General features: G+C 44.4%; 14 protein-coding genes and 1 rRNA gene. 11 read left to right on the top strand and 4 right to left on the bottom strand.

Translation table 11 applies throughout. From position 1 onward, the window contains the following. Nucleotides 1-4 precede the first annotated feature (4 nt). Nucleotides 5-358: a PadR family transcriptional regulator gene (locus tag K339_RS0110070; protein ID WP_028523456.1), complete on the bottom strand. Its 354-nt coding sequence runs from the start codon at nt 356-358 to the stop codon at nt 5-7. Between the two features lie 340 nt (nt 359-698). Here K339_RS0110070 and K339_RS0110065 point away from each other — a divergent pair, with 340 nt between their 5' ends. Further along, nucleotides 699-1,778 carry a glycosyltransferase family protein gene (locus K339_RS0110065; protein WP_028523455.1) on the top strand — a complete coding sequence of 360 codons (1,080 nt, stop codon included), beginning with the start codon at nt 699-701 and terminating at the stop codon, nt 1,776-1,778. Here the strand turns inward: K339_RS0110065 and K339_RS0110060 are convergent. Both K339_RS0110060 and K339_RS0110055 read right to left on the bottom strand, forming a co-directional pair. Beyond that, entirely contained in the window at nt 1,741-3,759 is a 2,019-nt protein-coding gene (locus K339_RS0110060; RefSeq protein ID WP_028523454.1) for a tetratricopeptide repeat protein, read from the bottom strand. The genes K339_RS0110065 and K339_RS0110060 overlap by 38 nt on opposite strands. Then, on the bottom strand, nt 3,756-4,466 hold the full coding sequence (locus tag K339_RS0110055) for a LytR/AlgR family response regulator transcription factor (RefSeq protein WP_028523453.1): 711 nt from the start codon (nt 4,464-4,466) through the stop codon (nt 3,756-3,758). Before K339_RS0110055 ends, K339_RS0110060 begins: the two co-directional genes overlap by 4 nt. A 293-nt stretch (nt 4,467-4,759) precedes the next feature. Between K339_RS0110055 and K339_RS0110050 the strand changes: the two genes are divergently transcribed. From K339_RS0110050 to K339_RS0110005, 10 genes are all read left to right on the top strand, one after another. After that, nucleotides 4,760-5,635 carry a hypothetical protein gene (locus K339_RS0110050; protein ID WP_028523452.1) on the top strand — a complete coding sequence of 292 codons (876 nt, stop codon included), beginning with the start codon at nt 4,760-4,762 and terminating at the stop codon, nt 5,633-5,635. 19 nt (nt 5,636-5,654) lie between these two features. Then, complete coding sequence (locus K339_RS0110045) at nt 5,655-6,770, top strand: tail fiber domain-containing protein (protein WP_084332173.1); 1,116 nt, start codon at nt 5,655-5,657, stop codon at nt 6,768-6,770. A gap of 13 nt (nt 6,771-6,783) precedes the next feature. After that, a complete protein-coding gene (locus K339_RS0110040) occupies nt 6,784-8,445 on the top strand; it encodes a right-handed parallel beta-helix repeat-containing protein (RefSeq protein WP_028523450.1) in 1,662 nt (553 codons plus the stop codon). A gap of 22 nt (nt 8,446-8,467) precedes the next feature. Next, a complete protein-coding gene (locus tag K339_RS0110035) occupies nt 8,468-8,809 on the top strand; it encodes a LytR/AlgR family response regulator transcription factor (protein ID WP_169731843.1) in 342 nt (113 codons plus the stop codon). Further along, on the top strand, nt 8,806-9,444 hold the full coding sequence (locus K339_RS0110030) for a hypothetical protein (RefSeq protein ID WP_028523448.1): 639 nt from the start codon (nt 8,806-8,808) through the stop codon (nt 9,442-9,444). Before K339_RS0110035 ends, K339_RS0110030 begins: the two co-directional genes overlap by 4 nt. A gap of 12 nt (nt 9,445-9,456) precedes the next feature. After that, the gene (locus K339_RS0110025; protein ID WP_028523447.1) at nt 9,457-9,888 is read left to right on the top strand and encodes a lipocalin-like domain-containing protein; all 432 of its coding nucleotides are present in this window, start codon (nt 9,457-9,459) and stop codon (nt 9,886-9,888) included. Between the two features lie 12 nt (nt 9,889-9,900). After that, on the top strand, nt 9,901-10,542 hold the full coding sequence (locus K339_RS0110020; RefSeq protein ID WP_028523446.1) for a hypothetical protein: 642 nt from the start codon (nt 9,901-9,903) through the stop codon (nt 10,540-10,542). Nucleotides 10,543-10,556: 14 nt separating this feature from the next. Next, on the top strand, nt 10,557-11,057 hold the full coding sequence (locus K339_RS0110015; protein WP_028523445.1) for a hypothetical protein: 501 nt from the start codon (nt 10,557-10,559) through the stop codon (nt 11,055-11,057). A gap of 3 nt (nt 11,058-11,060) precedes the next feature. Then, entirely contained in the window at nt 11,061-11,648 is a 588-nt protein-coding gene (locus tag K339_RS0110010; RefSeq protein WP_028523444.1) for a hypothetical protein, read from the top strand. Between the two features lie 109 nt (nt 11,649-11,757). Beyond that, nucleotides 11,758-13,299 carry a right-handed parallel beta-helix repeat-containing protein gene (locus K339_RS0110005; protein ID WP_028523443.1) on the top strand — a complete coding sequence of 514 codons (1,542 nt, stop codon included), beginning with the start codon at nt 11,758-11,760 and terminating at the stop codon, nt 13,297-13,299. Between the two features lie 52 nt (nt 13,300-13,351). Here K339_RS0110005 and rrf read toward each other — a convergent pair. After that, nucleotides 13,352-13,463 (bottom strand): 5S ribosomal RNA (gene rrf / locus K339_RS0110000). Between the last annotated feature and the right edge of the window lie 218 nt (nt 13,464-13,681).

The raw sequence follows: 13,681 nt of genomic DNA, 5'->3' as shown, positions 1-13,681 counted from the left end.
GCATTTAAAACGGATTGGCAGATAAACCCATGAGTTCAAGTTTAGCTTGCGGAATCGACTGCCAAAGTCGGGTGCGGGTTTGTTGGATTTCCAGCAATACTTCCCCACCTGCGGCAGTCAGCGCAAATAATCGCTTGCGCCTCCCCCCTCGTTCGGCCGTTGCTCCTCCCACTGAGGACGACAAAAAGCCTTTTTCCTCCAAACGATACAGCGTAGTGTGTACCGCGCTGATGGTAAAGTCGCGGCCCGTTTGTTGCTGAAGCTCCTCCATAACGGGTATTCCATATACGTCTTCATTGCAAGCGGCAACCACCAGTAGCACCAGCTCTTCGAGTTCTCCCAGTATCGTTTTTCTCATAAAATGGTCGGGCATTGATTAGATACAATTTTTTAGATGAAATAATCGTGCCACAACCAAAACCACCCTTGTTGGGGCTATTTTCAAAAATCAGTGTCCGAAATCGTACAGGGTTTGTCCGTTGATGAAGTAACAATGCCATTCAAAAACTTAGAGAGTCTCACGTGTTTGATTAACATTAGGTTCAATTATTTTGACTCAACAAGAACACCTAAACAACTGCAAATCAATCAACTACAAACAACCGTTGACAATTATCAATTAACGAACTGTTACATAGTAGCAATTTAGGGCAACGTGAATTTAGTTTGCAATGAAAACACTTTTATAAAACAGACCAATGCCCTACTTGCTTTATCTCTGTATCAACGACGGCTCGGATACTAGAATCAACAAAGAAATCAAAACGTTATCGAAACACTTTGATATTATTTATCTAGGCATTGGTCGTGATGAATCTCAATCGTTTGTGAAACCACTTTGCCACGAGTTTCATTTGGTCAGAGGCCATCATAAGTCCATCGGAACGTTGATTCGGTACGTGGGAACGTTTCTGAAATTATACTTTACCCAATCATACGACAGCATCCACGTCATCAACGAACAGCTTTTGGTGATTTTTTATCCGTTGTTGTGGTGGAGTCGCCGCCGCTTGGTGGCCGATATTTTTGATTCTATCTTTTTGCGCTCCAGTAGTGCCTTGGTGCGGTCGTTACAATCGTGGGTGTACCGCCTTCCTTCGGCCATCATTGTTACCGACGATAATCGTTTACAGCTAGTACCCGAGGGCTTTCGAAAGAAAACAGTCGTCGTAGAAAATTATCCTTATGCCTTTACTGACGTCCAGCCCAAAGCCGCCAGCGACGACGAATTACTGATTTTGTACAGCGGTTCGTTGGGCGTAACGCGCGGAACCCAACTGCTGAATGACTTGGTGACGCTTTCTCCCAAAGTACGCGTTTGGGCCATTGGTTGGGTATATGACGAGCCTACGCGTCAACTTTGTCAACATCCTCAAGTGACGTTTTTGGGGGTTAAGACGCAGCAAGAAACCATGCGATTAGCCTCAGCATGTGACTATATTTTGTCGGTCTATGAACCCATCAACGACAACAACCTCAACGCCAGTCCCAACAAAATCTACGATGCGGTTCAGGCACAAACGCCCGTCATTATCAATGCCGAAATCAAAGTCGCTTCGTTTGTCGAAAAAGAAAATTTGGGCTATGTCACAGATTCATACTACGTCACGGATACTCAAAAGCTGCTAGAAGCGTTGATTTCACGAAAGAAAACCTTTGTTTTTGACCAAAATATAAGCCATCGTTACACGTGGGAAGCCGTGGAAGGGAAGTTGTTGGGGGCGCATCGGTCGCACTCACTTACCCAAAAGCCAACCGAAACTCAGTCCCAACGTTAGGCGTGGGGTTCACTGTGATTTTGCAGGAAATCGCTTTGGCTAAGTCGCGAATTAGGTGCAAGCCAAGACCCGATTTTCCACCCAAATGGGCTGTTTCCGAATAAAGTGCCCCCAGTTGTTGTTCCGACACCCCGCCTGCATTGTCCGTAATGGCAAGAATTACTTGGCCTTTTTCTTGGCGCGCTTCCCAACGAATGTTGCCATTAGGGACATTTTTGAGCGCTTTTAAGGCATTGCCCGTCAGGTTTTGCATGATTACTTTGAGGTAATCTTCGTCCGTTACTACGTTTAGATGATTGGGGTTTTCAAACTGAAACACTACTCCCGTATTTCCCGAGAAGAATTTTTGCAAATACTCAAACAGCTCATTTACAGCCACTTCCTTTACTTGTGGCCGAAAGTTTTCCATTTGGCTTTTGCTCCACAACAGCATCGACTCCATCGTATCGAGTAATCCTTCGGCAGCAGTCGTGATGCGTTGCTGGTGCGCGGCGGCCAATTCGGGCGAAAGCAAATCGGGGGCTTCTTTTTGGAGGTTCAAAAAACTGATAAGGTTCGACACAGGGCTTCGTAAGTCATGGCTCAAAATGGCAAAAAACTTAGCTTTTACTTTGTTGGCTTCGTCCAATTCGTTGTTGAGGTGCAACAGCGTCGTATTGGTACGCTTCCTCGTCTGGTTTTGCCAATATAACAACGCCCCAATCACTCCCAACAGCACCAGCCCAATCACAAAACCTACTCGCTGTTTCTTCTGATTTTCCAACTCCAACCGATTGATTTCAAGTTGTTTGTCGCGCAATTCTATTTCACGTTTGCCTTCTACTTCGGCTATTTTGTTTTTATTTTCTTGGGAGTAAATGGAGTCTTGCCCCGACTGAAACTCCCTGAAATTGAGGTATGCGTTTTTATAATCTCCTCGTTCCGCCTGTAATTCTGCCAAAACTCCCGTCCAGTACGATTGATTACTCACCTCCCCCTTCTGTTTACTTCGGCTAATGGCTATTTGGAGGTATTTTTCGGCTTGTTGCAACAACTCTTTTTGTTCGTCTGGCCGTTTTTCAGCTTTTTCCATATAGGCTTTTCCTAAATTTCCTACATTTATAATCGCATCCGAGTGCATAGAATTCATTTTCGACCACGCCTCAAATGCCTTGAGGTTATAGTGAATTTTACTATCTATGTCCTTGTCCGAAATCGTACCTAAGCTACCGTACGCATTTGCTAACCCTTCCAAATTTCCCGTTTTTTCAAAGATAGAAATGGCCTGAAAGAGGTATTTTTTGGCATTTGTATAGTCTTCTTTGGCGATATATACCGCAATCACCTTCATCATCGACTGCCCTACTTCCCGTTGGGCTTCGCCTTCCGACTCCTTGGTTTGTTTTTTTGCTTCCTGTAGCCCTTTAAGCGCATAGGCTAGTGCTTTTTCGTAGTTTTTTTGGGATAAAAATGTGGCGGAAACATTACCCAACGCCACCGTTTTCAGGTAAGCATCTCCCAGCTCCTCGGAGATTTTTAATGCTTTTAAGTAATAGTCGATGGCTTTGGGATAATTGGACGCAATGTTTTGTTCCGCCGCCCCCAGATTATTCAAAATTGAGGTCATGTTCCATTTATCATCAATTTCGCGGTACACCGCCAGGGCCCGTTGAAAGTACAATTGGCAAGAATCGTACATCCCTTTATCACTGTAAGCCCGCCCTATTGCACCCGTAAACACGCCAATTCCCCGCTTCCACGGCATTTTTTGCGCGTGTTTCAATCCCAATTGACTATAATAAAGGGCTTTATCTGAGTTAATAAAGAAGTATTCTTCCGCAATACGTTTATACGTTCGGGCTTTTAGGGTATCGTTTTTAATGGTAGGCAACACCCTCACCAACGAATCAACCAAGGCCTGTCCTTGTTTTTGGGCGTTTGTGGCGTTGATTAGTCCCAACAGAAACAAAATAATCCCGCACCCCTTTTTTAACGTCTTCATTTTAAGTTCAGTAAAGCCTCTTTGTAACTTCTCCCCACGGGCAACGCATATTCTCGAACCTGCACCTGCTGCGCCGATACCCGCTCAATGTAGTGTTTTTGAACGGCATAACTACGGTGAATCCTGACAAACGACTGGAAGGCTTGTTCTTGCAGTAGCAGCCCAATCGACGCCAACACGCTGTATTTTTTGGTCGGTGTCACAATCCGCGTATAGTCTTTGAGGGCTTCCAAATACAAAATCTCGTGCAAGTTCAACTTGACTTGCTGGTGACCATCTTTGATAAAGACCGTATTTCCTCCCAAACTATATTCAAAAAGTTCGGCTTTTCGCTTGAGCGACAGGTAACTCTGCAAACGCATCATGCTATGGTCAAAACGGTCGGCTTTCAGTGGTTTTACCAAAAAATCAAAGGCATCGACATCAAAACTCTCGGCGGCATAATCGGGATAGGACGTGATAAAAATGCACACAGGAATCGCCCTAAACTGCGCTCGAAGCTCCAACCCAGAAGTTTCGGGCATGTCAATATCACTGATTAACACGTCTATTTGTCCTTGTTGCAACACGGGAATAGCCGCTTGGGGCGATTCAAAAACCCCAACCACACGCAGCATTGGGTATTTTTTGGCATACATCAGTGCCGTCAGACGATCGATTTCATTATCGTCAATGATAACACAGGTATAAGTAGTATCCAGGTTCATGTAATAGTAGCACTTGACCAGTTAAAGATAGATGCTTTTGGGATAGAAGTGTGCGTCTATCAGGATTTATTTACTTTTCGGCACGCTCATAAACCGCTATTTTTTGTCTTCCGTCTATTAAAACTGTTGTTGGTCGAGTAGCACTTGAAGCCTCTTCACATCTACTCTAACTTTGGTTTCATCAAAGGGGCAAGACGAAATCCTACTTTAGGCATTAGAATGTCCGTTTTTTACCATTAAACACACATATCGAACTTCGACTTTTGTAGTTCGACAACACTATTCTCAAAATCATGAAACGACTCGCTTTTTTTCTCATAGGAACCCTTCTGTGGATTGGGTGCTCACCCACGGAAGATTCGCCCACACCCAACGACCCTGACACTACGAACCCTGTCACCAACGGAGCTATGGGCAAAGGACAGCCTGGCGTTGTTGGTACCTCAGGCGTGGCCGACTGGGACAAACTTTCGTCTTCCGAAAAAGGCCGCATCATGGGCTGGAACGCCCTGTTTTTACACCAATCTGTCGGGCAAGATTTGGAAGAAGGCTGCAAAGCCAACGGCTATCCTTTTGATTATTACGGCAAGGGCGACAAAACCGACGGAGCGGCCTCAGGTAAAGGACTCAAAGGCGGAATTTTTGTAGATGTGGGTGGTATTCCAAACGGAAACCCTTCCGAAAAAATCAGGGTCTTTCGCGAAAATGCGACTCGCAACAAGGATGTACTCCAAATCATGATTTTTAAGTTTGGCTACGCCGACATCATGGACGATAACTACGAAAAAGTACAAACGGAGTACAAAGTCATGATTGATGCCCTTCGTGCTCAGTCTCCTTCGCTACGTTTTGTCCACGTAACCCCGCCATTGGTGTATTCTACTTCTTCGTACGAGGGCAATGCCGCCAAAATGAAGGTAGGTCAATGGATGAAAGATACATTCAAAGGCACTGATGTCATTTTTGATTTACAAGCGCTAGAAGCCAACGACGGTAGCTGCCAACAAAGCAACGTATGGCGCATTTGCCCCGACAACCGCAACTCGTCCGCCGACCCCAGCGACGTCAACGGGGTGGATACGTCTGATGGCCAAGGGCATATTGGCAAAAAAGCAGGCCAACGCATCAGCAAGGCGCTGTTAATGAGCATTTACAACGCAGGACGATAAACCCTACAATTTCTTTCAGATGAAAAAGCTATTTTTAATATTTTGTTCAATCGGCTACGGAATGTTGCACGCCCAAAACCCCGTCGTAGAGATACGCACTTCGGGCAGTACCGCCATTACCTCAAAAGCCTCACTTCACGCACTTTATGCCACCTCTCCTTATATTCCCATTTTTTCACAGGCATCTGGTACGGGGATTTATTCCCAAGAAGGGCTGCACGGAGAAATTACGCCTGACGCAAGCAACCCCAAAAATCAATTTATAGGGGTGGTCGGACTAGGAAAAAATGCTCCTTCCCTTGGTGGAAATGGCGCATACAACGTTGGCGTATTTGGTTCTGGCAAACATGGGCTTTTTGGAAAATCCAGCGAATCTTTCGGTTTTGGCGTCTATGGTGACGGGCATACGGGGGTACTTGGCATATCGAATACGGGCGGGGTCGGAGTACAAGGGATTAGTTACGGGGTTGGGCTCGCTGGCTCCTTTTTGGGAAACGTCTCTATTTCTGAGCGCCTTGGAATAGGAATCAGTGGAAATATTCCAGATTTCACGCTGGACGTCGGCGGGCGGGCTCGCCTTCGGAGCGGTGGAAGCAACGAAACCAGCGCAGGAGTATGGTTCAATAACAACCTCAACAACCAACTACGTGCGTTTATCGGAATGCGTGACGACAATGAGTTTGGTATTTATAGCCAAGGTATGGCGCAATGGCTCATGCGCTTTAACGTCAATATCGGTAGTATTTGCTCCTATTCTACCATCACCAACTGCTCAGATATACGCCTCAAAACCGACATTTCGCCCATTCAAGGTTCTCTTACTAGAATTCAAGCACTAAACGGCGTTAACTATCATTGGAAAAAGCACCCAGAGACATCACTCCAAACGGGGTTCATTGCCCAAGAAGTCCAGAAAATTTTTCCTGAATTAGTCGAAACCGACCAAGAAGGCTTTTTGAGCGTCAATTACACGGGTCTGATTCCCCATTTGTTGGAAGCTATCAAAGAACTTCAAGAGAAAAACGAAGCACAATCAAGTACTACGCAGTCGCTCAAACTAAAAAATGAGCAATTGGAAGCCCGTCTTAGTGCCATTGAAGCAGCTTTAAATTTGCCTACAGGTACAGGAAAATAAACTTTCACAGGGTATGAGAACATGGCTTTTGTTATTGGTTTTTCCCACGTTGCTCAAGGCGCAATGTGATAAAACGCCTAGCGCAACTCCTACGACTTGGTACGTGGCCACCAATGGTAGCGATGCCAACGCAGGCACTGTTTTACAGCCTTTTCGAAATATCCAAAAAGCCATTGATACCGCCCGCCCCAATGATACAATTGAATTGCGAGGAGGTACGTATATCCTTAACAATGAACTCAGAATCAGAACCTCAAACCTCACCCTGCGGTCGTATGCCAGCGAATGGGCCATTGTCCAAGCCCCTACGCATATCGAAGACATTAGCAGTACGATTTGGTACAGCGAACCCTGCGTTATGGGGGGAATGATAGAAAACCTAGAAATTATTGGTGGTTATTATTATGGCCTTAAATTTGAAAATAATTTAGGCTGGGACGAGCCAATTGTACACGGCACGAGCAACATTACCGTCAGAAACTGCAAAATTCATCACACAGGCCGCGATTGTATTAAGCTCGTTCCTTACTGCGACAACATAGCTATTCTCAATTGTGAAATCCACCATTCGGGTGTCGGTATTGCCAATGTCTCTGCCCAAAACGCCGAAGGAATTGACAACGTCAATGGCGACCAGATGCTCGTTCGAGGATGCTGCATTCACGACATTGCAACGACGGGGCTTTACGCGAAAGGAGGAGCCAAAAATACAGTTATTGAGAATAACCTTATTGTCAATTGTGGTGAATTTGGGGTCATGTTGGGCGTAGGAGGCACCGACAACGACCTTTTTGACCCCGATAATCAAACCTTTTATTACGAAAACTTCGATGGAATTATTCGCAACAACATCGTTGCTAATACCAAACATGGCGGCGTCGGGCTTATCGCAGCGGTTCGCCCTCAGGTACTTAACAATACTTTTGCCAACGTAGGTAGCGAGGCTTTAGCGCCCTTGTACATTGGCCCCAACGAAGTATGGGTCAGTGAAACCACGACCATTGCATCGCCTTGTGTTGATGTAAAAGTCATCAACAATATTTTTGTTGAAAACGAAGCCAGCACTTTGCCGATGGTGCGCATTCGTTTCCACCAAGATTACCAAGCGAGTGGCATTTCGGGGACAAACAACGAGATAGATTACAATCGGTATTTTCGAAATACCACCTCCCCCACTTACACCTATCTTCAAGCATCCAATCTCACCTTTACCCAATGGCGTACTACCTCGGGGTTTGATGCCCATAGCAGCGAAGGAAATCCTACTCTTACTCCCCAATACCACCTCAGCTCCAATAGCGTATGTATCAATGCAGGGAAGTCGCTACAAAGCGTAAACTTAGATTATGATGGCACCAACCGTACGTTTCCACTTGATATAGGAGCGGATGAATGGGGTGGAAATTCGCTTACCGTTCCTCCACCTGTAGGAATTATCGGGACGGGGTTACGCATTCTCCCCTGTGTATCCAGCATTTCACCTACCGATTTACCCTCTACTATTGCCACTAACCAACGCTTCGAAACCAACGGGGCTATTACGGCTACCAACAAAGTACTTCCTACGGGAAAAGCCACGTATGATGCTGGTACGTATGTGCTACTTAAAGCAGGTTTTGAAGTGCAAAAAGGGGGTGTTTTTAGCGCCTTTTTAGATGGCTGCGGAAATAAATAAAGAGCTTTTATCGCAAAACACCATGAAAGAAACCATTGAACTCTGTCCAAAATTACAATTGAAACAGCCTTTTTACATTGAAGAAATTGCGTGGCTGGAAGGCGTGGGCAATTACACCACCATTCATTTTCGGAACGGGAAGAGTATTCTCACCTCTAAAACCCTAGCACTTTTTGCTCGCGAACTCCCCAATGAGGTTTTTGTAAGGGTAAATCGTTCTTTTTTAATCCGAATCAGCGAGGTATCGGTTCATAAATCCGACACCCGAAAATACCTGTCGCTTGTTTTACATAATGGACAGCAAGTAGAAGTGTCGCGTCGAAAAAAAACGTTGGTTAAAAAGTATCTCCGCCAAACAACATGAAAAAGTTACTCATTTTTGGAATAATCATCTTATCGGTGACGGGTTGCAAAAAAGCGGAAATAGCCCCTGCCGAACAACTCACTAACAGTATTTGGACGGGCTTTTTCAAATACAAACCCGTTCGAGAAAACGACAACAGGCAGTTCGTACTCTCGCAGTGTTTTGCCGTCTCGTTTTTGCCCAATGGTGTTTTTAAGTTTTATGAAGCGTTGGGCGAATCGGGAGGTACTTGGGTTTTGGGCGAAGACAACGTAATTACGATTACTCAAACCAACAAAAACATACTTAAATTTAACTACAACCCTGCCAACCAAGCACTTACATTTAAAAGTCTAACGGGTGCTCCCGACGAATGGACGGCATCAAACATGGAGCAATCGGATGTATCTAAAGCCAGTAAAATGGAAAATGTCAAGTGGAGTTACTCCTATGCAGGTAGTTATATCATCATTAAAAAAGACAACTTTAATGACAGCTATTTTGAAACTGTAACGGGTAAACAAGCCATACAGCGGTTTCAAACCGTGATTATGCAGTCGGGCAGGGTGTTTATTTATCGAAACAACGACGAAATGTACAATACCACTGCCACAGGCCCTACTACAGGAATTACTTACCAACTTGTTAAACAGTAAAGCTACCTACACATGAAAAAATTACTCGCTCAAGGTTTAATTACACTGCTGGCCATACTAGCCATAAATCACTCACTATCAGCCCAAAGTATCGTGGGAACATGGAAACGTACCGCCATCATCACCACCTACTCGGACGGTAAAACCACAGACGATATGGCAGCACTTACCAAAGCAATGCCTTGCACGGCCGATATTGTATATGTTTTTGAAGCCAACGGAAATTTGAGTATGCGCGTCCCGAAAGGCTGCCCCATCCCCGCTGTACTTTCTACTTGGAAGCTCAACGGCTCCACCCTCACGACCAGCATGAAAGACCTTACAAATACTGACCAAGTGAGCATCTCTGGCAACACCATGACCACTACGCACGCGTATAGTCCACAAGACAAGTATGTACCCAAAGGGATAAAGTCATTGAAAGTAGTTTATCAAAAACTATAAAATCATAAGTACATGAAACCACTACTCATATTATTGCTCATTGTAGGAATCGCTACGAGTTGCAAAAAAAATGAAATAGCCCCCACCGCGTCGCTGACCAATACGATGTGGACAGGGATTTTTAGGTACAGCCCAGTCAAACACAATCAAATACCCCAACAGACTCTTGGTCAGTGCTTTGCAATGTCATTTTTGCCAAATGGTGTATTCAAATTTTATGAGGCATTGGGCGAATCGGGCGGAAGTTGGACGTTGAGCGATGATAACATTTTGACCATAACCCAAACCAACAAAAATGTTATTCAATTTGAGTACAATGCCACTACCGCAAACCTCACTTTCAAATCTATCACGGGGCCACCAGCTGAATGGACAGCCCTAAGCCTTGAAAAATCGAATCTTGATAAGGCTGACCAAATGGAAAACGTCAAATGGCACCTCCAAAATTCAACGATTTTTATCATTTTCAAAACGGATGCTATCAATGGTAGTTACATAGAAAATAATGCAGGTAGGCAAGCCATCAAAAAGATAGAAACAGTGGCATTGAGCTCTGGTGCCATATATATCTACCGAAACAGTGGTGAGGTTTATAGCACCGTTTTAACGGGAGGTTACTCGGGTCTTACCTACATATTCAGCAAAAAACCATAAAACCAATCAAAATCATGAAAAAATCACTCATTTATATCTCATTCGGTTTTATTTTACTGATCAACACTGCCGCAGGCTGTGGCTCACAAACCGAAGACCCCCAACCCGATAATTTCACATCGCTCCTCGGTAAATGGGAAGCCATACGTGCTCGCTACGAAATTACGAAACAAGACGGAACCGAACTAAGTACGGGGCCTGAGTTTAAGTCAAAAGGAGTTGTTATTATTTGGGAGTTTTTCAAAGACGGTCGCCTTGTTGCTACCATGGATGGTAAAAGCCGAGAGGTGCGCTGGGAGCTGAAAGTAACCCGTACCAGTGGCACCTCTATTGACGTGGGAGAGCTAAAAATCATTGGCGATGAAGAAAAACAGCTCGCTCAAAGCTTGGGACAAAGTGGAGATTTGACGTATAGCATCGAAACATCTGGCAATATCATGCATCTAAAAGTAGATGCTACCAGTCAAGGGCCTTATAAGAAAAACATATTAGTCTATACCTATGCAAGGCTCTAAACTATGAAGAAAGGAGTGTTAGTAATTGGAATTTTGGTTTTATTGAGTTGGCTTGTTTACGAATGTAAGTACTACACAAGTTACTGGCTCGATACTTCCAGCCGCCCTTGGGCTTATAGTACCGATGCCAATGCAAAATTGTTGGTAGGAAAATGGCAAGGGAGCTTTATTGACCCTAACAATGTAACAAAAACGCTCGAAATAGAAGTGGATGAACCCGTGACGGAAGAAGAACGCGAACGTAACGCAGCTCGTAAACGTAGTAGCCGAAGAAGGGACAACAAACGTGCTTTTGACGGCAAGGCCATTGCTAAAAGCCGATTAGGTACCGAAACATACGAGATTTATGGCGCCGTCGAAAAAGACGATTTCCATCATCTTCACTTTAATTTCCGTCCCGAAGATGAGAAAAAACGCGTTCTTCCCAATTTTACCTTGCTAGAGGCTAAAACAGGTCATTGGCAAGACGACAAAATGACCCTAACGCTTTCTTTTACGTATCATAACGCCGACGGTTCCAGCACTTGGAAAAGCTCCGATCCTCGCCATTCTAAAAAAGTAACTACTACCCTGAGTCGAATTTCCAAGTAATCACTTTTTCAAGACATTTTTTATCCATTACGAAGCTGTTTTTGGCTTCGTTAGGATCGCTTTTGCCTTTATTTTTCATACATCGACACTCATTTTAATTCATACCTCTATGAATCGTCCCTCTTTTTACATCACCATTTTTTTGTTGCTGGGTATTTTTGGATGCAGCAAAGAAAACATCGAAACCGATGAATGCGACACCGATCCTACAGCCTGCGGATGTTCTCAGGCTCCGCCCAATTGTGATGGTGGCAGTGGCGCACTTAGTGGCATTGTTTACGTTTCCCCATCGGGCAACGACTCCAACGACGGAAGCGAAAATAAGCCGTTTAAAACCATTCAAAAAGCCGCAGACGAAGCTGATCCTTCCAAAGCCTTAGAAATCGTTCTGAGAGGTGGAACGCACGAAAGCAAAGAAATTAAATTTCGCACCTCCAACATTCATCTTCACTCCTATCCTGGCGAATGGGCCGTTATTAAAGCATCCACGACCGTTGAAGACATCACAAGCTGTTTGTGGTTTCGCGAACCGACCACTGAAAATATCACCATCGAAAATCTCGAAATAGTTGGTGGTTATCTTTATGGGGTAAAGTTTGAAAGCAATTGGGACGACGACCGTAGCGTACCTTTCACCAAACGAAGAGGCGTACGAAATGTAAAAATCTTGAATTGTAAAATCCACGACACAGGTCGGGACTGCATTAAAATTGCGCCAGGCTGCCAATACATTCAAGTTCTTAATTGCGAAATCTATCGCTCGGGAATTGGTATCGCCAATATTTCGGCTCAAAATGCAGAAGGAATAGATAACGTTAATGGCTCTAATATGACCGTCCGTAATTGCTACATCCATGATATTGCCACCAACGGTCTTTATGCCAAAGGAGGCGCCAAAGATTGTGTTTTTGAGCAAAATTTACTCATGAATTGCGGCGAAGGAGGTTTAATCGCAGGTTATCTCGACACTGATGCCGAATGGTTTGACACCGATAGTAACCCTAATTATTACGAAAGTATCAATATAATCATCCGAAATAACATTGTTGTGAATACAAAATGGGAAGGAGTGGGGCTTTATGCTGCCCAAAATGCGCAGGTATATAATAACACATTCATCAACGTAGCACAAAATGCCAGTGCAGCGTTACTGATTGCACGGGGTGAGATATACGGCACTCCAAAAGGTGATAGATTTCCAAAGTCTAAGGACATCAAAGTCGCTAATAATATTTTTGTGCAAGCCGCTTCGGCTCAAGGACACATGGCGCGTTTACGAGGTTTACCCGAAGGAGTAAATGAATTAGGCTACAATGTTTATTACAAACCCAGCCAAGTTTCGTATCGCATAGATAAAAATGACGACGAATACGAAGAGTTTGTAGGATTCGATAACTGGAAGAATAAAAGTAAATTTGATAGTAACAGTTTTCTTACCAATCCGAAACTTGACAATTCCTATCATTTAGCCGACGGTAGCCCGTGCATTGGGGTGGGTAAAATACTGCAAAGTTTGGTAGAAAAAGATTATGATGGCAAAGCGCGGGGTGCTAAAATAGATATTGGCGCTGACCAGTACAACAATGGTTCTTCATTGAGTGTGCCACCTGTAGCCGTTCCAAACGGCACTCGCGGCACTGGTGGTGAGTAAAATATAGCACAAAAAAAGAGGAGCTCGTTTCTGAGCTCCTCTCGGATTAATATTGTGGCGGCTACCTACTTTCCCACATTTTATTGCAGTATCATCGGCGGAGTGGGGCTTAACTTCTCTGTTCGGAATGGGAAGAGGTGAACACCCACCCTGTAACCACCATCAAGGCTTTCTGATTCGGATTTACAAGAGGTGAAGTCGTTCGCGACTCCGAACCCAACCTGTAACCTTCATCAATATCTTTAGCTATTTTCGTCTTTCCAATAAGCAATTGACATTGGCAGAGAATTATTCATAAAAACTGTATTTACAAAGAAGCTATTGGGCAATTAGTACTGCTCAGCTTTGATGTCACCACCTTTACACTTGCAGCCTATCAACG

Source organism: Runella limosa DSM 17973 (assembly GCF_000482465.1).
GTDB lineage: Bacteria > Bacteroidota > Bacteroidia > Cytophagales > Spirosomataceae > Runella > Runella limosa.
This window is presented reverse-complemented; position numbering and strand designations above follow the sequence as displayed.

What these genes read in the sequence shown, in the direction of transcription:
- K339_RS0110055 (WP_028523453.1), bottom strand. Translation starts at nt 4,466, where the DNA reads ATGAACCTGGATACTACTTATACCTGTGTTATCATTGACGATAATGAA.
- K339_RS0110025 (WP_028523447.1), top strand. Translation starts at nt 9,457, where the DNA reads ATGAAAAAATTACTCGCTCAAGGTTTAATTACACTGCTGGCCATACTA.
- K339_RS0110015 (WP_028523445.1), top strand. Translation starts at nt 10,557, where the DNA reads ATGAAAAAATCACTCATTTATATCTCATTCGGTTTTATTTTACTGATC.
- K339_RS0110005 (WP_028523443.1), top strand. Translation starts at nt 11,758, where the DNA reads ATGAATCGTCCCTCTTTTTACATCACCATTTTTTTGTTGCTGGGTATT.
- K339_RS0110035 (WP_169731843.1), top strand. Translation starts at nt 8,468, where the DNA reads ATGAAAGAAACCATTGAACTCTGTCCAAAATTACAATTGAAACAGCCT.
- K339_RS0110010 (WP_028523444.1), top strand. Translation starts at nt 11,061, where the DNA reads ATGAAGAAAGGAGTGTTAGTAATTGGAATTTTGGTTTTATTGAGTTGG.
- K339_RS0110040 (WP_028523450.1), top strand. Translation starts at nt 6,784, where the DNA reads ATGAGAACATGGCTTTTGTTATTGGTTTTTCCCACGTTGCTCAAGGCG.
- K339_RS0110020 (WP_028523446.1), top strand. Translation starts at nt 9,901, where the DNA reads ATGAAACCACTACTCATATTATTGCTCATTGTAGGAATCGCTACGAGT.
- K339_RS0110050 (WP_028523452.1), top strand. Translation starts at nt 4,760, where the DNA reads ATGAAACGACTCGCTTTTTTTCTCATAGGAACCCTTCTGTGGATTGGG.
- K339_RS0110045 (WP_084332173.1), top strand. Translation starts at nt 5,655, where the DNA reads ATGAAAAAGCTATTTTTAATATTTTGTTCAATCGGCTACGGAATGTTG.
- K339_RS0110060 (WP_028523454.1), bottom strand. Translation starts at nt 3,759, where the DNA reads ATGAAGACGTTAAAAAAGGGGTGCGGGATTATTTTGTTTCTGTTGGGA.
- K339_RS0110030 (WP_028523448.1), top strand. Translation starts at nt 8,806, where the DNA reads ATGAAAAAGTTACTCATTTTTGGAATAATCATCTTATCGGTGACGGGT.
- K339_RS0110070 (WP_028523456.1), bottom strand. Translation starts at nt 358, where the DNA reads ATGAGAAAAACGATACTGGGAGAACTCGAAGAGCTGGTGCTACTGGTG.
- K339_RS0110065 (WP_028523455.1), top strand. Translation starts at nt 699, where the DNA reads ATGCCCTACTTGCTTTATCTCTGTATCAACGACGGCTCGGATACTAGA.